This window comes from Spirosoma harenae, assembly GCF_054776975.1.
Genome location: NZ_BAAHBD010000009.1, coordinates 39,748 through 61,434, shown reverse-complemented (window position 1 = coordinate 61,434; position 21,687 = coordinate 39,748). Strand labels below are relative to the sequence as shown.

17 protein-coding genes and 6 tRNA genes are annotated in these 21,687 nt (G+C 46.1%); 14 read left to right on the top strand and 9 right to left on the bottom strand.

Going from position 1 to position 21,687, the window contains the following annotated elements; all coding sequences use genetic code 11:
• The first annotated feature begins 132 nt into the window (after positions 1 to 132).
• The 5 genes from ACYVE4_RS13175 to ACYVE4_RS13155 all read left to right on the top strand — a co-directional run bounded on the left by ACYVE4_RS13175 (position 133) and on the right by ACYVE4_RS13155 (position 628).
• Positions 133 to 204: transfer RNA gene (locus ACYVE4_RS13175), tRNA-Pro, on the top strand.
• 6 nt (positions 205 to 210) lie between these two features.
• Positions 211 to 308: transfer RNA gene (locus ACYVE4_RS13170), tRNA-Tyr, on the top strand.
• An 81-nt stretch (positions 309 to 389) separates the two neighbouring features.
• Positions 390 to 462, top strand: a tRNA-Trp gene (locus ACYVE4_RS13165).
• A 5-nt stretch (positions 463 to 467) separates the two neighbouring features.
• A tRNA-Gln gene (locus ACYVE4_RS13160) sits at positions 468 to 540 on the top strand.
• Positions 541 to 545: 5 nt separating this feature from the next.
• Positions 546 to 628: transfer RNA gene (locus ACYVE4_RS13155), tRNA-Ser, on the top strand.
• A gap of 41 nt (positions 629 to 669) precedes the next feature.
• On the opposite strand, the gene ACYVE4_RS13150 is transcribed toward ACYVE4_RS13155, so the two are convergent.
• Positions 670 to 906: a hypothetical protein gene (locus ACYVE4_RS13150; RefSeq protein ID WP_461040475.1), complete on the bottom strand. Its 237-nt coding sequence runs from the start codon at positions 904 to 906 to the stop codon at positions 670 to 672.
• A 145-nt stretch (positions 907 to 1,051) separates the two neighbouring features.
• Positions 1,052 to 1,633, bottom strand: a complete 582-nt coding sequence (locus ACYVE4_RS13145; RefSeq protein ID WP_461040473.1) for a hypothetical protein — start codon at positions 1,631 to 1,633, stop codon at positions 1,052 to 1,054.
• Between the two features lie 887 nt (positions 1,634 to 2,520).
• On the opposite strand from ACYVE4_RS13145, the gene ACYVE4_RS13140 reads away from it, so the two are divergent.
• Positions 2,521 to 3,432 (top strand): GAF domain-containing protein, encoded by a 912-nt coding sequence (locus ACYVE4_RS13140; RefSeq protein WP_461040472.1) that lies wholly within the window; start codon positions 2,521 to 2,523, stop codon positions 3,430 to 3,432.
• Positions 3,408 to 3,758, top strand: coding sequence for a sensor histidine kinase (locus ACYVE4_RS13135; protein ID WP_461040470.1), 351 nt, complete (start codon positions 3,408 to 3,410; stop codon positions 3,756 to 3,758). The genes ACYVE4_RS13140 and ACYVE4_RS13135 overlap by 25 nt, the downstream gene beginning before the upstream one ends.
• Before the next feature lie 244 nt (positions 3,759 to 4,002).
• On the opposite strand, the gene ACYVE4_RS13130 is transcribed toward ACYVE4_RS13135, so the two are convergent.
• Positions 4,003 to 4,425 carry a response regulator gene (locus ACYVE4_RS13130; RefSeq protein ID WP_461040468.1) on the bottom strand — a complete coding sequence of 141 codons (423 nt, stop codon included), beginning with the start codon at positions 4,423 to 4,425 and terminating at the stop codon, positions 4,003 to 4,005.
• Positions 4,426 to 4,909: 484 nt separating this feature from the next.
• On the opposite strand from ACYVE4_RS13130, the gene ACYVE4_RS13125 reads away from it, so the two are divergent.
• A complete protein-coding gene (locus ACYVE4_RS13125; protein ID WP_461040466.1) occupies positions 4,910 to 5,143 on the top strand; it encodes a hypothetical protein in 234 nt (77 codons plus the stop codon).
• 1,515 nt (positions 5,144 to 6,658) lie between these two features.
• Here ACYVE4_RS13125 and ACYVE4_RS13120 read toward each other — a convergent pair.
• Positions 6,659 to 7,027, bottom strand: coding sequence for a hypothetical protein (locus tag ACYVE4_RS13120; protein ID WP_461040465.1), 369 nt, complete (start codon positions 7,025 to 7,027; stop codon positions 6,659 to 6,661).
• Between the two features lie 97 nt (positions 7,028 to 7,124).
• Positions 7,125 to 7,439, bottom strand: coding sequence for a hypothetical protein (locus ACYVE4_RS13115; RefSeq protein ID WP_461040464.1), 315 nt, complete (start codon positions 7,437 to 7,439; stop codon positions 7,125 to 7,127).
• 596 nt (positions 7,440 to 8,035) lie between these two features.
• Between ACYVE4_RS13115 and ACYVE4_RS13110 the strand changes: the two genes are divergently transcribed.
• On the top strand, positions 8,036 to 10,627 hold the full coding sequence (locus ACYVE4_RS13110; RefSeq protein WP_461040462.1) for a response regulator: 2,592 nt from the start codon (positions 8,036 to 8,038) through the stop codon (positions 10,625 to 10,627).
• Positions 10,628 to 10,936: 309 nt separating this feature from the next.
• On the opposite strand, the gene ACYVE4_RS13105 is transcribed toward ACYVE4_RS13110, so the two are convergent.
• On the bottom strand, positions 10,937 to 11,350 hold the full coding sequence (locus ACYVE4_RS13105) for a response regulator (RefSeq protein WP_461040461.1): 414 nt from the start codon (positions 11,348 to 11,350) through the stop codon (positions 10,937 to 10,939).
• A gap of 340 nt (positions 11,351 to 11,690) precedes the next feature.
• Positions 11,691 to 11,764, bottom strand: a tRNA-Ile gene (locus ACYVE4_RS13100).
• Positions 11,765 to 11,889: 125 nt separating this feature from the next.
• Here ACYVE4_RS13100 and ACYVE4_RS13095 point away from each other — a divergent pair.
• The 5 genes from ACYVE4_RS13095 (at position 11,890) to ACYVE4_RS13075 (ending at position 17,423) form a co-directional block, all read left to right on the top strand.
• Entirely contained in the window at positions 11,890 to 13,128 is a 1,239-nt protein-coding gene (locus ACYVE4_RS13095; protein WP_461040460.1) for an HD domain-containing protein, read from the top strand.
• 186 nt (positions 13,129 to 13,314) lie between these two features.
• Complete coding sequence (lpxD, locus tag ACYVE4_RS13090) at positions 13,315 to 14,349, top strand: UDP-3-O-(3-hydroxymyristoyl)glucosamine N-acyltransferase (RefSeq protein ID WP_461040702.1); 1,035 nt, start codon at positions 13,315 to 13,317, stop codon at positions 14,347 to 14,349.
• 78 nt (positions 14,350 to 14,427) lie between these two features.
• Positions 14,428 to 15,822, top strand: a complete 1,395-nt coding sequence (locus ACYVE4_RS13085) for a bifunctional UDP-3-O-[3-hydroxymyristoyl] N-acetylglucosamine deacetylase/3-hydroxyacyl-ACP dehydratase (RefSeq protein ID WP_461040458.1) — start codon at positions 14,428 to 14,430, stop codon at positions 15,820 to 15,822.
• Between the two features lie 91 nt (positions 15,823 to 15,913).
• Positions 15,914 to 16,708, top strand: a complete 795-nt coding sequence (gene lpxA / locus ACYVE4_RS13080) for an acyl-ACP--UDP-N-acetylglucosamine O-acyltransferase (RefSeq protein ID WP_461040457.1) — start codon at positions 15,914 to 15,916, stop codon at positions 16,706 to 16,708.
• Between the two features lie 97 nt (positions 16,709 to 16,805).
• Entirely contained in the window at positions 16,806 to 17,423 is a 618-nt protein-coding gene (locus tag ACYVE4_RS13075; protein ID WP_461040456.1) for an ABC transporter ATP-binding protein, read from the top strand.
• 2 nt (positions 17,424 to 17,425) lie between these two features.
• On the opposite strand, the gene ACYVE4_RS13070 is transcribed toward ACYVE4_RS13075, so the two are convergent.
• Positions 17,426 to 19,021 (bottom strand): CehA/McbA family metallohydrolase, encoded by a 1,596-nt coding sequence (locus tag ACYVE4_RS13070; protein ID WP_461040454.1) that lies wholly within the window; start codon positions 19,019 to 19,021, stop codon positions 17,426 to 17,428.
• Between the two features lie 71 nt (positions 19,022 to 19,092).
• Positions 19,093 to 21,591, bottom strand: a complete 2,499-nt coding sequence (locus ACYVE4_RS13065; RefSeq protein WP_461040700.1) for an ABC transporter permease — start codon at positions 21,589 to 21,591, stop codon at positions 19,093 to 19,095.
• Positions 21,592 to 21,687: the final 96 nt, after the last annotated feature.

Genomic DNA, 21,687 nt, shown 5'->3' with positions numbered 1-21,687 from the left:
TGATTCAATATCAACCCCAACCAAGTAGCTGTCAGTATTGGCACGCTAGGGGTATGACTATTGACTAAAGTTCAACGACTTTTTCTATAGAAAGCCCCTATCGATGCAAACCGGTAGGGGCTTTTTCATTTCAGGGGTATAGTCTCGGGGTGAGACACTTGCTTTGGGAGCAAGAAGCGGTCGGTTCGACACCGGCTACCCCTACAACATTGAAGGATAAACCGTAATTGGTAGCGGACCTGACTGTAGATCAGGTGCTTTGGCTCTGGGGGTTCGACCGGGCCGCCGGAGCGGTCCCTCTCCTTCAACAATGCCTGGTAACCCATGTGGCGTGGGAACTGTCTGCAAAACAGTCGGATTGTGTTCGAATCACAAACTAGGCTCTATACACATCGGTAGCTCAATTGGTAGAGCGGTGGTCTCCAAAACCACAGGTTGAGGGTTCGATCCCTTCCCGGTGTGCAAATTGTCCTGTAGCTCAGTTGGCAGAGCGCCTGAATTTGGCTCAGGAGGTCTCAGGTTCGAACCCTGACGGGACAACAGACAGAGAGTGGGCAGGACGGTAATGCGGCACACTGCTAATGTGTAAGGTGTAATAGCCTACTGGGTTCGACTCCCGGACTCTCTGCAACGAAGCCGCCCCTTTTTTATAAGCTGGGCGGCTTCGGATTAATGATGACTAACCGATTTACGGTTCAATTCTTTTCGCACTTTATCGGCTGCTACCAGATCGCTCAGGCTAACGTTTATCCGTTTGCGAAGCGTCGGCGACGAGATCAAAATCTCACTCGCCATTTGAATCAGTATAGCGGCCGTGGCTTCACCGTTCACTTTACGCCGGGGAACTCTGGCAGGCTTTGTAATGGGGGAAACAGAAGGAACAAAGGAGGTGTTTACCGATTCCATTTAGCTTAAAATTAGTTGTTTACGTTCTAGTAATAGAACAAAAAACAACCTGTTTTTATCTCAAAAATCGCCAGCTTTAACTACTTATTTGACGCTAGAATAGATCAGTCGAGCGTAATGATATTCGGCAAGAAAAGGAAATCGATCAGCGCTTACTGCTCACAATTTCGGCAACCACAAACTTTTCTAAATCTGCAATTAGTGCCATAATTTCCGCATCAACTTTACCGTATAACTCTCTGGTTCGCTTCAACGACGTGCTTTTATCACGAACATCTAAATAGTGGGGTGTAGGAAAACCAAGAATGTAAAAATTAGTTAGCGTGATTCGATAGTAGCCATCATAAGCCTCTGCGCTAACGGAATAATAAACGGCTGGATAGGTCAATGTACTTCTGGGCTGAATCCGTATCTCATCCAGACTACCACTGGTAATCACATCACCCAGCATATTGTCACTGACCAGTAGTGCTGTTGAGGGGGTAGGGATCTTTAGTTTCTGATATTGGGTATACAGGACTCGTGTGCTGTGAAAAGCGGTCCAGCGCCGAATTTGCCGGAAGATATCTTCTCTAGGAGCTTTGATCTGGTGGGTACCCTGATAACTGATATGCCCGTACTGCATGGGCATTATACCTAATGCTTTACCGTTTTCGATTTCAACAGGTATATAACTGGCACAACTAGTAAGAGAAAGGGCAATCAAACAAAGTAGAAGGTGTTTCATGGTGCAATTTTGGTTTAAAGTCTCAAAGAAAAGCACCACAATTTGCTTACCTAAACTCTACTACTGACTTTACTTATCGGCATGGAAATTCCTGTGAAGTCAGCATTAATCCGGGCTTACGTTCTTTATTTCAACGTTTAATTGGCAAAAAACTCTATGAATAACAGCTAGAATAAATCTAACCTGGCAACACTAGAATCCAACAAATCCAACACCTATAAAAAAAGAGAATTCGTACCGCTCGAAGGGTTGAACAGACCTGTGAAATCCGACAAATCCGACACTATAAAAAAAAGAGGAGGCTGCTGATATAGGCTTAGAACCTGACACATCTGACACTATAAAAAAAGGAGGTAATTTTTCTGACATAATGTTTCTCTTGAGGAGGGCCGATGTTGGCTAACACAAAGCCTCAACCGGGTAGGAAGGAACTACGCCCTGTGATGAAGTAATTTGTGGTTGGTTCTAGAATAGAAAGAAATCTCACAAATATCAGTACGAGATTGCTTTCTCCGCCGAGCATCACAACCATGTGCGCAGGTTGAATTAAGAGTGTATAGCAGTGTAGAAGACCGGGCTAGGCAATTTATCTAGTCCGGTTTTTTGTTGGCAAATGACAGTGAAAATTGCAATCAGTAACGCTTTGGCAACATTGTCGAAGCGTTAAAATCACTTGGATACCTGTTCTCAAGGTTGCGTACGGGCTGTGTCCGCTTACATAGGTGTCAAGTTTGTAAGACGATTGATGGTCATTTTTCAACCTTTCCGTTAAGTAGCTTCATGAAGTAACCCAGCTTGCCTAACCATCCTCCATCTCAGGTATGAAAGACGAACAAGCAAAATGGTGTCTTTTTTTCTGATTATCTTTGATTAGTAAATGATCAAGAATGAAAAAGCAGATAGGCGGTGAATTTGAGTGGGACATCCAACGAGTTCAACAAATAGCCATTATTCCCACCCTGTTGGATGTCATCTGTCAAACAACAGGAATGGGCTTTGCCGCTGTGGCCAGAGTCACCCAGGATCGATGGATTACTTGTAGTGTCCGAGACGATATCCAGTTTGGCCTGGTTCCTGGTTCAGAACTTCAAATTGAAACGACGATTTGCAATGAAATCCGGGATAGCATTCAACCCGTCGTCATTGATCATGTTGCGCAAGATAAACTTTTCTGTACCCATCATACACCGGCTATGTATGGATTTCAGAGCTACATCTCATTCCCCATTATTCTCAAAACAGGCGAATTTTTTGGGACGCTTTGTGCGATTGATCCTAGACCAGCCCAACTGGATAATGCCAAGATTAAAGGCATGTTTACCGCCTTCGCCCAGTTAATCGCCTTTCATTTGCAGCAGATCGACTTGCTGGAGCAGAGTGATCAGGCCGTCCAACATTTAAGCCGACAACTTAACCAATCCGTTGACGAGAATCGGCAGTATCGACACATTTCCAATCATAGCTTGCAGGAGCCTCTTCGAAAGCTCAGATTATTTAGTACGATACTCATAGAGGTGATCCGAAAGGAACAAATTGACCGGGATAAGGCAGAAAAACTAGCCTTAAAAATCAATTCAGGCGCGGAGAAGTTTTCTCGGATGATTAAAGATCTATCGGACTTTTCGGTTCTCGATGATGAGGATGATCGGGTTCAACCAACCGATATGAATGACCTTCTGGCGGTGGTTCTGGCTAGGCTAAGTCCGCAGTTGAAGGCTAGAAATACGATCCTTGATGTGACCCAATTACCTACCATTCCAGCCATGCCCTCCAGTTGGAACAGCTCTTTTATCATCTAATTCATAACGCCCTTAAGTTTGCTAAAAAAGACGTGCCTCTTGCTCTAACGATATCCAGCAAAAAACTGGCTTTCTCAGATCAACTCTCCAACGAAGTTGAATACGTAGAAATTCGGGTGAGGGACAATGGTATTGGTATTGAACAATCTCAACTCGAAAAGATATTTGACCTGTTTTCTCAACTGGTGCCTGGCCAGTCTCAGGAAGGGGTAGGCTTTGGCTTAACCTATAGCCGGAAAGTAATCCGGAATCATTTTGGCCAGATCCACATTGAATCCGAAGTGGGTCAGGGAACGAGCGTTTCGCTTATTTTACCTGCTAGCTGAACGTTTGGTACAGTCTACCAAACGTTTTCCTATAAATGGGTACATTAAAGAAAAGTACATAAACCACGGTCCGGCTTGGGTCGGCACACCGATTGCGGTCACGACCTCCTCGGCATCCCTTCTGTTCCGGCAATAGTATTTAAAGAGAAACTCACTGATCAAAGCAACTGTACTTAATGCCGGTATGTTAACTGGCAGCTTTGTGGGTCGGCATCTGACTAAACTTTAATTAATGATAGCACCCTTAAAAGTTGTTAGGGGAGGCACATCGCTGCCAATACTCCATGATCAAGCTGATCGTCTTTTCTAGTTCGGCAAAGCTGGTCGGTTTGATAAAAAAGCCTTGCACCGATAAACTATAGGCATCAATCACCGTTCGTTGATCAACACCAGTAGAAAAGAAAAGGTAGGGGATGCATTTCAAACGAAGTTGCGCATCGACATGAATTTTCTGCCGTAAGGCAAAGCCGTCTAATTTAGGCATATTGATGTCGGACAAGATCAGAAAGGGAACTTCTGCTGTCTGTTCTAAAAAATCTAAAGCTTCCTGACCGTCGGGGAAATAGTGTACTTTGTTGGGATAGGCCAGTTTTTTAAATACCAGTTCAAATAATATCTTATCATCTTCATCATCTTCGATGACAATGACCGGTCCGTTCTTATTCATACATCTCTTGATTACCGAACAGGTGGATTGCTATGACCAAGTGAGCGGGACAACAACCGGTTGTTACGGGTCCGTCAAAGGTCGTTTTCCCAACTTGGGTAACCAGGCGAATAAGCAGAACGCTTTAAAGGGCGATGAGCCTATATAGTTAACTTCTCAATAAGCTATTTGTTACTTATTGACATACTTAAGCGTGTGTTTGTATTTATTGCTCAATCTGTTCTAGGTTAAGCTAGCCGTATTTTGGCTTGATAAGGCCAATCAAAAGTTAGTCACTTTTTGGATTTGCAGAATCAGCCGTATGATCTGCGTAGCCTGGAACTCGCATGCTATTAAGGTACGCAAACCTGCTTGGTTCAATTTGCTGGCTATCTGGGTATAGTTCTTTCCGAATCGATGCATTATCTCTACCATCGACTAAAGTGATGAAAGTAGTAAAAATGCAGTTGAAAAAACATTCTTTTTTTCTTGCCTATCTTCGGCTATGGAAATCACACCTGCCCTTCTGATATACCTGGGCTTTACTGCGGTTGCTGATCGATCGGACACCTACAACTATAAAGGCATTGCCGGGCGTATGGTGGAGGATATGGGGCAATTCTACTTTCTGGGTTTCTCACAGCCAGTTATCAAAGAAGTGGATTTGCGTTTCCTGCTGATGCTGATCGACTACCAGCCGGATGAATCGTTGCCATCTTTTGATGTGTCGTTGAATTAACCTTGACTAAATGAAGTCAAACAAACTGAGAATAGTGTGTCGGATAAGCTATTGGTATACTATCGGGCAGGATAGGGGACAAATTAGGTGTATTTATAACATTTTTAGGATAGTCTAGTTACTTAAGTAGTCCGACTAACCCTCGGATTACATATATGGGTATATGGAAGCGCTGGCCTTTGGGCCAGTGCTTTTTTGTATCCTTTTGATTAGTCGCTGGGTTTAAATACCTTACGCCTATATTCCCATATATGACGAGTGACAGATAGCCTCAGCCCTACCGGGAGGGGCTATTTGTTTGTCGCCTACCAGTGGTGTTTTTGAGCCTACCAGTGTTCCCGTTTCCTCAACGGTTTGGCTACTAGCTCCGCTAACTTGTTTAGTAATCAGGCTAGAACAGACGACAAGTTTCTGCCGGAATCGGCATTTTTTGTTGGCATAGAGTTAATACCTCTGTCCATTGAATCAATCTATTAGAGGTTACGTGCTCTAACCGTCAGCTCTAACAGACCTGACGGTTTTATGTTCCCAAAAAATCTTCCGTTTCACCCGTTACTAACCCAGGCATTTTACGTCCTAAGAACCCTTGTTGAGGTGTTTCACACCTGACTACATATATGGGAATAAAGGAAATGCCCGGACTTATTGTCTGGGTATTTTTTGTGGCCTAAGGATTGGTTCAACGATAACTTCTTATCCGCTTTTGGAGGTGTTTTACGGCCTCTTGAACCGATTTATCGGCTTCAAAGCGCTGGCCAACCTGTTGAAGATAGGTCGCAAGCAGCTTGTCAAAGGCTGGCTTTTCGGAGGGAGTCTGCTGCTTAGTAGGTAAATAGTCCATTACATTGTATAGGGATTAGTAACTAAACCACGAATATAAGCTGAAGGAGTCACTTGTTTTAGTGCTGATTATCATTTAGTTATAAAAGTAAGCTAATGGTCCCCGCTTCCCAACAAAGAGCGAATGCCCAGAAAGGTCTTTGAGTTCTAAAGGGTAGTAAAATACGCTACTAGCTTGGACATGAAAAACGCCTTCCCGAGCAAAAACAGCCAAGAGTATTCCAATCTTGAAGCCTACGTTTCCCTAAACTCTTTCAGTACCGTTCCTAGAATGGCATCAATACAAACCTTGCAGTATGTTAGAATTAAATTTGCTAGCTACCGCTATCTTATGCTGTGAATTGAAGCGCAAACGCCTGGGCTGCTAGTAAGAGCGTTTTTTGTGACTCAGTCATCACTTACCACTTAATTAATAAGTTGCCAATTGTGCTATTTACGACCTATAATGTTCCCATCAGAGGTTGCCCACAGAGCCTGTGATCACATATATGGATTAGGAGTAATCGCTGATTCTATTGGGATCAGCGATTCTTGTTACTAATAGCTAGCAAGTGAAGTCTAAACCATATATGTGCTTATAAAATCAAATCCCCTACCATCGCTGGTAGGGGATTTGATTTGTCATACGTGCAAATAAGCTTGAAACTCTACTCTCTTCCCTTTTTCCAAGCTAGTCTAAAGTTGACCCACGATCAACGTATCCAGATTTACTTGAGCGATCAAAGTTCGGAAGGCCTTTTCCAGCTCAAGATGCCTTTTTTTAGCTGCGTTGGGTTGTTGGGCTTGTCCATACGCCCATGCAACCTGATAGCCCTCTTTAGCTTGGGTGTGAGCCAGGGCCTGCCAGGCATTTTTATAATACGCCACTTCCTGAACCTGGTTGTTATCGACCATACTCTGCTCAGGGGTGATGAGGATGAGTTGTTGCAATAGGCCCAGCAGGACAGTTAACAAGCGATTGGTCGCTTCTGGAGTAATGGGATAGAGTTGACTTAACTCGGTTTTGGTTTGATCAATGGCCTCAATAATGGCTTGTTTGTTCACCGCTTTAGGAAAATAGAATGAATGGTAGAGGTTCCGTTGCTTAAACCAGGCTACTTGCCTGGCGAATAGAAGGATCAGGTACTAGGCTAAAGAAGGGCTAGTCTAAGCGAACGTCCAGTTTAGCTAGCTCATCGAGCTCGGCAATTACCTGACAGACGGCTGAGTAACTAGCCACCTCCCTGGCCGAAGAGAGTAAATAAGCCAGCACCTGACCGGATGTTCGGCCGGGTGCGATGCGTTCAATAAGCCTAAGTAGGTTAGCCCGCACACGTTCCAGGATTTGAAAGGTCATTTGCTGGTCGTGTTGGCTTTCGGCATTGGCCAACTCCACAATATCCTGAGCAGGAGACCAGGGATCTAATAAATGCTGATAAAGCAAGTCAAAGTGACTGGCTTGATGGTAATCAATCATTTTACAGGATGTATAGAATGGAAATGGACTTAAAAACAAGTAGTGACACTGTTTGTAAGTACATCCTATAATGACGGATGGGCTATTGTTTTGTTTAGAATAAATATAGAAAATTTAATTAAGTGTCTACAAGTCCTATGCCGCTTACAAATTCTTAGGATAACCCTAAAATCTCTCCTGTAAACTATATCTTATCAATCCAGCGTCTTTCAATAAAAGTGGATGTTCTTCACACGGTGTAGGCAACTAAATAGGAACTCATTTACCGTTGCAAAAGGTGGGGGGCACTGACTCAATACTATCCCTTGGTCTGATTTGTAACAACCAAGTATCCTTATTTAAATGAAATCCGATTCGTTAGTCTAATTAGAGATTATTAATCGAAACAGAACTATTTTTATTTATTGATTTATGTAATATTTAAGTAAAAGACCAAATAAGTTATTATTTACCAACAAAGGTTAACTTTACTACGTTACGATTCTGTCTACGTTTAGCTGTAAAAAACGATCAATAGCCAACCGGTTCGATTAGCCAAGGCTTACCTGGCTTGCCGGCTACCGTAAACTTAATCCATTCCTCTGATTTACCCTTCTATGAACCGGAATCGACGCACTACCCTAATGGTCGCCCTGGGATTGCTTATAACCATACTGATCGGCCTCAACGCCCGTCAGACGATCTATCGATTGATTGGCATGAATAACTGGGTCGTGCATACGTATCAGGTGCTCAACAAAACCCAACGCATGCTCGCCCTATTGACGACCATGGATAATGATTTACGCGGGTATTCACTCAGCAGCAATCTCTATTTTAAATCGGATTTTGAGCGAACTAGCCGTGAAATGAGTCAGCAGCTCAGGGCTGTAAGAGACCTGACCAGCGATAACCCAATTCAAACAAAACGGCTACAGGCCCTGGATACCCTTTTTCAGGCGAAACTGGTCCGGAGTCGTTCCTTGTTTAAAGACGGAGGGGTTGAGCAAGGTAAGGCTCGCCTGGATTCGATTGCCTATTCCTTAAGCATCAGTCGCCACTTCGAGCAGGTGCTCAAAGCAACCGAGAGCTACGAAAATATTTTACTCCAGACCCGGGTTGCCCAAAGTAAACGATCGGCTTCCTATGCCCTACTGAGTAACCTGGTGGGGGCTATTGCGGCTCTAGGAATGATCCTGTGGGCGATCTATGTACTCTACCAATCCTTACAAAAAAGTAACCAGCTTAATCAGAAACTGACGGAAAGCGAACAACAAACCCAAAAGTTACTGGATGCTGTGCCGGTTTCGGTTGTCATCGTCCAGGCCGATGGCCAGTTCTATTACGCCAATCAGGCGGCCACGGACTTACTGCATAGCCTTACCGAGTCTGGTCACTATACGGAGATGGCCGCGTCGAGTCAACTCGTTCGCTTTCCGGACGGGCAGCCGTATCCTCTCGAGCAGCGGCCGACGTACCAGGCGCTGCAGGGGAAAGCCGCCCAGGCCGATGACCTGGAGCTTCGAGTCAATGGCAAGTCAATTCAACTGCTTAGCACAGCCTCACCCGTTTACAATCCAGAGGGTCAATTGCAATATGTCATTACGTCGAGCATCGACATTAGTGATCGGGTTCAATCCCAGCAGCGGTTACAGGAGGCCAGGCAACTAGCGGAAAAAGCCGCCAAGATCAAACAAGACTTCTTAGCCAACATGAGTCATGAGATACGCACACCCCTGAATGCCATGCTGGGCTTTTCTGAATTACTGGAGAGTACCCTTCTGGATCAGGATCAGAAAGAGTTTATTGGCTTGATCCGATCGGCAGGAAAGAACTTACTGACAATTGTCAATGATATTCTGGACATCTCGAAGCTGGAAGCAGGGATGATCAAACTTGAATCAATTCCGTTCAGCATCCCCATGCTCACCAGCTCTATCCGGGCGATGTGTCAAACGACGGCTCAGGATAAGGGCCTACAACTGACTGTCCATGTCGATCCAACCCTGCCTTCCGTTTTATTGGGTGACCCAACCCGGCTCACCCAAATTTTACTCAACCTACTCAACAATGCCATCAAGTTTACCAAGCAGGGGCGGATCACCTTGCAAGTTGACCAGGGAGCAGAAGCAGGTGCTGAATCGGTACTGGCCCGATTCAGCGTGCAGGATACGGGGATTGGGATTGCCGCGACAGTCTTACCCACCATCTTTAACCGCTTCCAGCAAGCTGAAGACTTTACCACTCGCTATTACGGAGGCACCGGTCTAGGTCTTAGCATTGTCAAAGCCCTGACCGAGCTGCAGGGTGGTTCGGTTACTGTAAGCAGTACGCCAGGGGAAGGCTCCCGATTTACCGTTGAGATACCCTACGTAATTGCTAAAGAACAAATCAGCCTCAATCCCAATCAGCTATCGCCAACGACAGCCATCAGAGAGGATATTCATATTTTGGTGGTTGAGGATAATCTAATGAATCAAAAACTAGCCCTTCAGGTGCTAAAGCGATTAGGCTACCGGGCCCAAGTGGCGGGAGATGGTCAGAAAGCGCTGGATTTACTGAAACAGAACACCTTTGATATCATTTTAATGGATCTTCAAATGCCCGTTATGGATGGCTATGAAACGACACGTCAGATCCGAATGACGTTGAAAAGCACGATTCCTATAATTGCCATGACCGCCCATGCCCTGCCTAGTGAGCAGGAGGAGTGTCTTAAAGTCGGCATGAATGATTTTCTGCCTAAGCCGTTCCAGCTTCACGAGCTCCAGGCCTTACTGCGAAAATACGTAGGCACCGACGCACCGACTAGCCCTCCTTCATCCCAAGACGAACTAGTTAATTCAGCTGCCCGCAACTTTTTGGTTGAGCCGTTACTAATGGCGGTTGGCAACGATCAGGAATTGGCCCTTGAACTATTGGAGATTTACCTGGAGGAAACGCCCCTGGGTCTAGACCAACTCCAGCTGGCGCTCAATCAGCAGGATATAGCCGAAATCAAACGAATCCTTCACACCCAGCAAGTGCATACTAAAATGCTGGGGTTGAGCGAGGCTACTCGCTTAATTCTGGAGATCGAATCGCTAGTGAGAGCCCAGAAAGAGCCTGAGTTAATCATGCCACTGGTTGAACAGTATATTCTTGAGGTGAAGCGAGTATTACCCTTAATCAGTCACTATGTACAGCTGGCCGTCCATAGGGAGTTATAAGGCCACCTGATCAATCCTACTCTCAACCACCTTCTGCACACTCTCCGGCACATTCGACAGCAAGTCGCACCCCGTCTGCTTTTCCACTTCATCCACGCTCACCCTGTAATTTCCCCACGACTGCTCACCTACAGCATTCGTATTACCCATCCAGACCGCAATAACCCGCGTCTAAGCGTTGATTCGGCGTACCGATTGATCCGGTTCACATCATTCGAGCCTACTGGTAATACCACTATCACCTTCCAGAGTGTTGCTGGAACCGTCAATACGCCATTACCTGATTCTTATTTATAAAGGCAAAGGGTCCTATAAACAGGCGTCAAGGTGCCAATGATGCCGCAACTGCAGAACCAGTTGGCCTAATAATTTTAAATTTAGTGGCTTAGTGATAAAGTCATTAGCACCTAAAGCCTCTGCCTGATGAATGTAGTCAGCGGAGTCCGTAGTCGTTAAAATGACGACCGGAGTGTGTTCATAAGATGGATTAGCTCGCAAGGCGACTAGCGCATCAAACCCATTTAAGCGAGGCATGTTCAAATCTAAAATAATCAAACAGGGTTTTACTGATGTCACTTCAAGTGTTTCCAGTAACGCCATTCCATCTTCGACAAAGATTAGTTGGCACTCTGGACTATGTTGCTCAAAGGCCAGTTGTAATAAAAAACGGTCGTCTTCGTCATCATCGGCGACAAAGACAGCTTGAGTAATCAGTCGATCCATTAGGCTCTTGTACGTACGGTTATTGAAAGCTAAACAAACCTATCACTAGTGGCAATAGGCATGCATACCCAGCTTTTTTAGTGTGTAAGGTAATCCGCTTAAATATCGATAAAAGTTATCATTTTTGGGTGGCAAGGTGGTAAACTTCTATATAGGGCCTTTACCATTACCAGCCAGAAATTAGCCCGCCATTGCCCTGTGTTTAGCGGTATTTACCGCATTGCTTAGAGGTAGGAGGTGCGTATAGGGAAAAACGGTTCTGAAGGAGTTGTGTAAACCAGCATGTAAACCAAACAAAAAAGCACCTACAGTTTTACGTGTAAGTGCTTCATTATCAACGTGGGCCAGCTTGGGCTCGAACCAAGGACTTACTGATTATGAGTCAGTTACTCTAACCAACTGAGTTACAAGCCCGTTGCTGATTGATAGTTCAATTCAGCGGAGCAAATTTACAGATTTTTTGAGAGAATGAATAGTATTGGCCCGATTTTCGGAGAATATACCTGTAATCCTGTGTTCTTGTCCGGTATATTTGCCTAATGCCAGCGCCTAACAAAAAGAAAATTCTCAACGACCCCGTTTACGGTTTTATTACGATTCCGAGCGAACTCCTTTTCGATTTAGTTGAGCACCCTTACTTCCAGCGACTTCGACGAATTAAACAGTTAGGCTTATCGGAGTACGTGTATCCAGGAGCCTTACATACGCGTTTCCATCACGCCCTGGGTGCCATGCATTTGATGGGTCAGGCAATGGCAACCCTTCAAAGTAAAGGCCATTCGATCAGTAGCGATGAATGTGAAGCAGCCCAGATTGCGATTTTATTGCACGACATTGGCCACGGTCCGTTTTCGCATGTGCTGGAGTGTTGTTTGTTAGAGAACGTACATCATGAGCAGATTTCACTCATGCTCATGCATGAACTCAACCAACAGTTTGGCGGTGCCTTATCGCTGGCAATTCGAATGTTCGAAGGGACCTACGAAAGGCCTTTTTTTCATCAGCTTGTGTCGAGTCAGCTCGATATGGATCGGATGGATTACCTCAACCGCGATGGGTATTATACGGGTGTGGCAGAAGGGGCTATCGGAGCGGAGCGCATCATAAAAATGCTCGATCTGGTCGATGATCAGTTGGTCGTCGAAGCGAAAGGTATTCTGAGCGTAGAAAATTTCCTCAATGCCCGACGACTGATGTATTGGCAGGTCTATCTGCATAAAACATCCATTTGTTGCGAGTCGATGTTGATTCAGATTTTGCGCCGGGCGCGATTCCTGAGTCGGCAAGGCGGTGCAGAATCCCTTGTGGCATCAGCTGCGTTTCGCCTATTTCTGTGCGAAAGTGTATCCATGACTAATTTTCAGACGGATCGTAACTATCTGGATGCTTTCACACAATTAGATGATTTCGATGTGTGGGCTTGTATCAAACAAGGGGCTACCCATACTGATCCGGTGTTGGCGAAACTTTGCCAGATGTTGCTGGATCGGAATCTATTTAAGATTATGTTATCGACTGAGCCGTTTGCCGGGGAGTTATTAACCGAACTCGAAAAACAGATGCGCCAGACGGGGATGCCGGAGGACTGGCTTTCCTATTTTCTGGTGGAAGGACAGGCGACTAACGCGGCTTATTTGCCATCGGGAGATCGAATCGCGATAAAACTTAAAACGGGCCAGGTGATCGACATTGCAGATGCTTCGGATTTGTCGAATATTCAGGTGCTAACCAATATTGTACGTCGTTATTATGTCTGCTGGGCCAGAAACCTGAGTTAATGGCTAATACAATTTAGAAAGTAGAAAGTGGCATAACCCTTTGTTGGTGCCATCGTCTCGCCTTGTTTAGCCCATTTTCTAGGCTCCTCTTAATCGACCCATTGCAGAAAAGTGCAATTTCTTCGTTACCTTAGCGGCCTGATCGCCCGCCAATATTGGGTGCTTTGCGACGGCCGTCATACATATATGGAGTTTACAGTCAAGCAGATTGCCACACTGCTGGGGGGCGAAGTCGCCGGAAATGATTCATTGGCAATCACTGGATTAGCGAAAATTGAAGAAGGTAAACCAGGCGATATTTCGTTCCTGTCGAACCTAAAATATGAACCGCATTTATACACCACACGGGCGTCGGCGGTGATTGTAGATCGGTCATTTGAGCCTAAAAAGCCTGTTTTATCAGCACTAATTTTTGTTGAAAATTCCTACTCTGCCTTTACGCGCCTGTTGGAAGAGTACCATAAGCAATTAATTTTTGCGCGGGTGGGGGTTGAACAACCATCGTACATTGGCGATGGGAGTCAGATTGGGGAACAGGTGTATCGGGGAGCCTTCTCCTATATCGGTCGGAATTGCCAGATCGGGAATAATGTGAAGATACATCCACACGCCTACGTTGGAAACAATGTACAGATCGGTGATAATACCATTGTTCATCCCGGAGTCCGAATACTGGATAATTGTGTGATTGGCCGGCATTGCGTAATTCATCCTAATGCAGTGATCGGTAGCGAAGGATTCGGTTTTGCACCCCAGCCCGACGGTACCTACAAAACAATTCCGCAACTCGGCAACGTGATCCTGGAAGATTTTGTGAATGTGGGCTCGAATACGACTATTGACTGCGCGACCATGGGATCGACCATTATTCGACAGGGGGCAAAGCTGGATAATTTGATTCAGATTGCCCATAACGTTGAAATTGGTCGGAACACGGTAATCGCTGGCCAATCGGGTGTATCGGGATCGACTAAAATCGGGGATAATTGTGTTATTGCCGGACAGGTTGGTTTTGCTGGTCACCTGACTATTGCCAATGGGACTAAAGTGGGTGCCCAATCGGGCGTTGGAAAGAATGTAGAGGAAGAAGGAACCGCTATTAATAGTTCGCCCGCTTTTGGCTTGAAAGAAAGTATGCGTTCGTTAGCTGTTTTCCGTCGCTTACCCGATCTGGAACAACGCGTAACGAAGCTGGAAAAGAAAAATGAAAAAGAGTCGTAAGTCAATAACTGTCAGTCGATAGATTACCTAAAGACAACGTTGACTGGCGACTATCGACATCCGACTATTGACGAAAGAATGAATACCAAACAACAGACCATTCAGAAAGCCGTTTCGGTATCGGGCGTAGGACTTCATACGGGCGTTCAGGCCACGATGACGTTTTTGCCCGCGCCGACCAATCACGGCTATAAATTCCAGCGCGTTGATCTGCCTGGGCAACCCATTGTGGACGCCGATGTGGATAATGTCGTCGATCTTTCTCGTGGAACAACCATCGAACAGAGTGGCGCAAGAATTCATACCGTCGAGCATACATTGGCTGCGCTGGTCGGTTTGCAGTTAGACAATGTTCTGATTCAACTGGATGGCCCTGAACCTCCAATTATGGACGGTTCATCGATTCAATTCATCGATGCCCTGCGCGATGCTGGTATCGAAGAACAGAACGCGACCCGGAATTATTTCGAAGTGAGCGAATACGTTCATTATCGGAATGCTGAAAAGGATATCGAACTGGCGGCTTTACCACTTGACGATTACCGCATAACGGTAATGGTCGATTACAACTCTCGCGTAATTAGCAGCCAACATGCATATCTGAACGATATTAGCCAGTTTCCGGAGCAAATTGCCAGCAGCCGCACGTTCGTGTTTCTGCATGAATTGGAAATGCTCTACAAGCAGAATCTGATTAAAGGGGGAGACCTGACCAATGCCATCGTAATTGTGGATCGCGATGTGCAGGACGGCGAACTGGATTACCTGGCAGATTTGCTGCATAAGCCCAAAGTAAGTGTTAATAAGCAGGATGGCATTTTGAATAACCTCAAACTGCACCATCCTAATGAAATGGCCCGCCATAAACTCCTCGACGTAGTTGGGGATTTAGCGCTTATTGGTCGGCCAATTAAGGCGCAGATTCTGGCCGCCCGACCAGGTCACGCGGCCAATGTGGCGTTTGCTAAAAAAATCAAGAAATTGATCCAGAAAAACGCAGCTAATCAGGTTCCGAAATACGACCCTATGCAACCGGCAGTGCTGGATATCAATCGGATATCGCAGTTGTTGCCCCACCGTTACCCGTTCCAGATGATTGATAAAATCATTGCGCTGGATGAGAATAGTGTGGTGGGTATCAAGAATGTAACCATGAACGAGCCATTCTTCCCTGGGCACTTTCCGGGCAATCCGGTTATGCCGGGTGTCATGCAGCTCGAAGCGATGGCGCAAACGGGCGGAATTCTGGTGTTGAGTACCGTTCCTGATCCTGAAAATTACTGGCCGTTTTTAGTAGGTATTGAAAATTGTCGATTCCGTCGCAACGTTTTGCCTGGTGATACCGTAATATTTCGATGTGAGTTTACCTCTCCCATGAAACGGGGCATTGTCAAAATGCAGGGCCGGGGCTACGTAGCCAACCAACTGGTATGTGAAGCCGATATGATTGCCAGCCTGGTCAAAAAGAAGTGATAAATGATAAGTGATGGGTGATGAATACGCCAAAACACTCATCGTTTATCACCGCTCCAGCGGCCCGGTCATCACTCATCACTTAAAAAATATGATTCAACCATTAGCATATATTCACTCTGAAGCGAAAATTGCGCAGAATGTAGTGATTGAACCCTTTGCCATCATTCATAAAGATGTTGAAATTGGTGAGGGGTCCTGGATTGGTTCGCACGCTGTCATTAACGAAGGTGCTCGAATTGGCCGTAATTGCAAAATTTATCCAGGAGCGGTTATTTCATCGACTCCGCAGGATTTGAAATTTAATAACGAATACACCCGAACGTTTATCGGCGATAATACAACGATTCGTGAATACGCAACCATCAGCCGGGGAACAGAGGAACACTGGAAAACAGAAATTGGTACTAACTGCCTGATTATGGCCTATGCCCACGTTGCGCACGATTGCCGTATCGGTAATTATTGTATCATCACCAACAACGTGCAGATGGCGGGCCACGTACACATGGGCGACTGGGCTATTATCGGTGGTTCGTGTTCGGTGCTTCAGTTTACTCGTATCGGAGCGCACGCCTTTATTTCGGGCGGATCGTTGGTGCGGAAAGATGTTCCTCCTTTTTCGAAAGCGGCCCGCGAACCGTTGACCTACGCAGGTATTAATTCAGTTGGCATCCGTCGCCGTGGGTACACCAATGAACAGATCAATCAGATTCAGGAAATTTACCGATACGTGTATTTGCGGGGGCTTAATAATGCCGATGCCTTGACGCAGATCGAATTGGAGCTTCCGGCTTCTGATGAGCGGGACGAAATTATAAACTTCATTCGTAGTTCAGAGCGGGGTATTATGCGAGGTCCGTCGGCAACGGGTGAGCGAGAGTAATTATGGCCGCTGGAGCGGTGATGAACAATAAGTAATAAGTACTTCAGCTGAATTCATCTATTACTCATCACTTATCGTTCATCACGCGTCACTATCTATGAAAATAACGGCTGAGCAGTTAGGTAAAAAATACCGGAAAGAGTGGATTTTTCGGCGTGTCGATCTAACGCTGACTGCCGGAACTAGCTTTACGTTCGTTGGCCCGAATGGGAGTGGTAAGTCGACGCTCCTGCAACTGCTGGCGGGAAGTTTACCCATCACAGAAGGCAAACTGACTTATTCGCTAGATGGAACGACGATAGAGCCCGATAACTGGTTTCGGCAGGTGAGTATTGCTGCTCCTTACCTGGAATTAGTGGAGGAACTGACCTTAGATGAACTACTGCAATTTCATCTGACATTTAAGCCATTTAAGGAAGGAATGACCGCTTCCATGATGGCTGATCGACTATTGTTAAGTCATGCCCGGCATAAAGAAATCAAATATTATTCGTCGGGGATGAAGCAGCGTGTGAAGCTAGGCCTGGCGTTTTTCTCGGATTCGCCAGTCGTTATTCTGGATGAACCTACGTCAAATCTCGACCGTCAGGGAACCAACTGGTATCATGAGCAAATTCGACAATTGCGTCCAGATCAACTCCTATTGATCGGCTCGAATCAACCCGACGAATACGATTTCTGCCCCAATGTGATTGATATTACACAGTGGAAATAAGGTTACTTTAATTTCCTTCTTAGTTCATTAATAACCCGTCGGGTTTCAGCGATCCGGGTTTGTAAACCCTCTTTATACTTCCAGGCCTGCTGATCAATTTTATCTGGATTGGGGGTGAATTGTTGCTCGATTTCGGTTAAATAGCGTTCGCTCAAATCCAGATATTGCATGGCGGTTTCTGGATTATAAAAGCCTCCACCATCGACAGTTAGATAGACCGGCGTTGTATGAGCCGCCTGATTTGGACCTGCTGAACAACGGGCCGCAATCCACTGACCTTTTTCTACGTGAGGTAAGGTAAGCTGAAGGGATAAATGCTGCGTCGATTGGCCCGGTTCGTGTGTCGTCACACGCCCAATTACTCTCCCATGAATGATTAGCTCCAGCGTATCGAGCGGTACCTGATTGGCATGGCCATAAGCATCAACAGTAATAGAAACTGAGTCTCCTTTTTTTATATCAAGATGATCGCCGGGAATCGCAGTTGCCACTTTTAGGTCGAGCATCGGACCGCTGGAAACAAACGTATGACCGGCAGCAACCGCATCGCGCCAGGTTGATAGCGAAAGCTTTTGCCCTGTATTACCCAGATAGGCATAAAATCGGGCATTGCCAATCCGGGAGGAATGCTCGACAGGTCCATGACCATGATCTTGCCCACACCACGGAAAATCGGACCCCGCAGTGGCAATGAGAGGAATACCCAGATCGAGTAAATGATAGTAATGCTGAGCATGTAGCGGATGAGCATCTACGCAAAACTGAAGCAATTCGAAAGCGTCCACTTTGCCCCGCAAGCCATCAAGCGTTAGGCCTCTATAGCCATGGAACGTTTCAGCCTGATGGGCGTAACCCGTAATACCACCCAACTGATGAATTTTATCAAAAACCTCATCGAAGAAATAGTACCGACTACTTTTTCGAACGCGATCGGCAGCTCCTATGGCAAAGACATGGCCCAGCTCGGAAGTGCGTGGGTCTTCCTGTCCACTGGTTACCATATAATCGCCCTGCTGGTAAACGCCTTTCTCACCATATGCATATTGCGGATAGTAGGTTTCCCAAAAATCGCCCATACGCAACAAGGCCCCAACGTGTACATCTTCGGCTTTCAACCAGCTTAAAATGAGTGGGTTATCGCGAGGTGATCGCCGGAGATGAATATGGCCGTCGGTGGAATACCACCCTTGGCTTGCCATATTTATCCAGCGCATCAGACGAAATGTTCTTGGCGTCTTTTTTCCTGCTGTAATAGTCAGTTTGTGCGTTTGCCGGAGGAACTCAGTGCCTTTAGATAGGGATAACTCATAAGTGCCTGCGGGCAACGATAGCCGAAAATGACCCGCTACGTAAAACGAACTATCGGGCTGGAATCCGTAGCCATCTTCGTGATCCCAGAGACCATACATAACCGCAATGGCTTCTGTAGGTAACTGCGACACAGGTTGATTATTACGCGTGATTCGCACCCGAACGGGCGTAGGCTGGTTGGTAGTAGCGTCAAGAATGGTAACGGCTAGTTGTCCCGTTGGCTGCCCTTGTGCGGCTATTAATGGCACAATGATCCATAAAAAGATTCGCTTTAACAGGCCGAACATAGGAATGGCTTAGGGATGATTGACAGCAAAATAAATACGATGTGTTTTAGTAATGCTGGTTGCTCTCTTTTTTACCCTTCCGCTCGCAATACATCTAATGGGGGTCTTGTCAGTACTTCGCGACTGTTGAAAACGCCAATCAGAATTGTCATAATCGTAACGACGGAAGCAACGACGGCCAGAGGAACGACGTTAGGGCGATACGGAACTTCAAAAACAAACTGCGCCAATGCCCAGGTACTGACCAATGAGAGCAAAATGCCCGACAGAGAGGCTAACAAACCTAGCAGACCATATTCCACAACCTTAATGCTCAGAATCTGCTCACGACTAGCTCCTAACGTACGCAGGAGTACACTTTCGCGAAGTCGTTGGTATTTGCTGATAACCACTGAACTAGCTAATACTAAAAGTCCCGTCAGAATACTGAACAAGGCCATAAATTGAATAACGAACGAGATTTGCTCTAAAATCTCATCAATCGTTTTCAGGATTAGCCCCAGATCAATGGCCGACACATTCGGGAAATTACTGACTAAACCGCGTTGGAGTTGAGCAGAGACCTGATTGCTTGGTACACGCGTCATTAGCACATGAAATTGCGGAGCCTGTTCCAGCACACCCGCCGGAAATACGACCAGAAAATTAGTCTGTACCCGATTCCACTCAATTTCGCGCGTTCCACCCAGAATGGTCTGAATAGGCGCTCCCTGTACATTAAAGTTGAGTGTATCGCCCAATTTGAGATGCATACGGTCAGCGAAATCTTTTTCAAGAGAGACGTAAATTGCTCCGTTGGCCTGATAAGGCGCTTTACCTGAAATAAGCTTTTCCGATGAAATCAACGTATCGCGGTAAGTAACCCGGTATTCGCGGGTAAAGGCCCACTTCGGTGTTTTAAAGGATGTGTCTTTTCGGGTTTCATTCGTCTTGCCATTGATATCCGATAAGCGCATTGTTACAACGGGTACTTGCTGTAAAACGGGTAATTTCTGCGCTGTTACCAGTTGTTTTACGCCCGGAAGTTGCTCATTTTGAATATCGAACAGAACCATGTTTGGTTGTTTGCCGCTGCCTGATAATTCAACCTGTCCGAGCAATAAGCCCTGCGATAAGTAAAGCGTTGCAATCAGGAAAGCGCCTAAACCAATTGACGTTACAAGAATAAGCGTTTGATTGTTGGGGCGATAAAGATTCGCCAGGCTTTGCCGCCAGACGTAACTCCAGGAGACAGGGAAAAACCGACGAACGATCCAGATTAGGCCAAGCCCGAGGGCTGTCAATACACCAAAAGCCAGTGTCAGACCACCCGTAAAACCGAGTGCCAGCATCAGATTCTGCGTTTGTAAATAAGCAAATCCGACAATAAAGCCAACGACGAGCAGGTAGACCAGCCATTGTAGTGGGTCGCGGCCACTTAAATCGTCTTCATAAGAATTACGAATGGCTCGCAGTGGAGAGACGTTCCGAATCGCCAGCAACGGTAGCAGCGAGAATAATACCGAAATAAGCAACCCTGTGCCAATACCGCCCAAAATAGCCGATACTGACAACGTTGTTTCGACGGTAATCGGAAGAAAATTGCCAAATACACGCGGAAGAATTAATTGAATGGCTGAGCCAACCAGCGCACCAATAATAGCACCCAGCAAACCCATCAAAGCGGTTTGAAGCAGGTAAATCAGAAACGCCTGACGCCCGCTTGTTCCCAGTGTACGAAGAATCGCAACGGAAGAAATTTTCTCTTTTACGTACAATTGAACGGCGCTGGCGACTCCTACACACCCTAGTAGCAAAGCCACAAACGCGACTAAACTCAGAAACTTTGTCAGATCGCCAAAAGCGCGTCCGGTTTGTTTTTTGCGACCGGCAACGGTATCATAATTGATGCCTTCCTTATCGAATTGCGCAGAAAGCGGTTTGATGAATTTTTCAACATCACTGCCAGGGGCGAATTGATAGTAATATTTATAACCAATTCTACTGCCGCGCTGTAACAAGCCGGTACTTTCCAGAAATTTGGCGGGAATAAACACAGTAGGTGCCGCCGTAGCCGCGACGGAAGCCTGTCCCGGTGTTTTAGTTATGCGACCAGCAATCAGGAATGATAAATTGCCGACTCGAACCGAATCGCCGGGTTGAGCGCCTAATTGAACCAAGAGCGCATCATCGACCAATGCAACCCGGCTAGCCGCTTGTCGGAATGTTTGTATGCCCGACATCGGCTGAACCTCCCAAACGCCATAATACGGGAAAGCGCCCTGCAATCCTTTCACCTGCGCTAGTCGGACACCGCCCGTTTTAGGTATGGATACTAAAGATGGAAACGAAACCTCGTAAGCTCGATCTTTCCCAATCGTTTTTAGTAGTTTCTGCGTTTTAGCGGGTGGTGTACGTGTCCAGGAAATCGTAAGATCGGCCCCGAGCAGTTCACGCGATTGATCGTCGATACTTCGGGCAAGATTATCGCCAAACGAATTGATGGCCACTAAAGCGGCAATGCCCAGAACAATAGCGGACATGAATAGTAATAACCGTTGACGACTCCGGCGACTGTCGCGCCAGGCCATTCGAAAAAGCCAGTTGAAACCAGGGCGGGGGAGGAGCGTGGTATGAAAGCGAGGAGAGTCCATTTTTAATTGTTGAATGATTGAATGATAGAATAG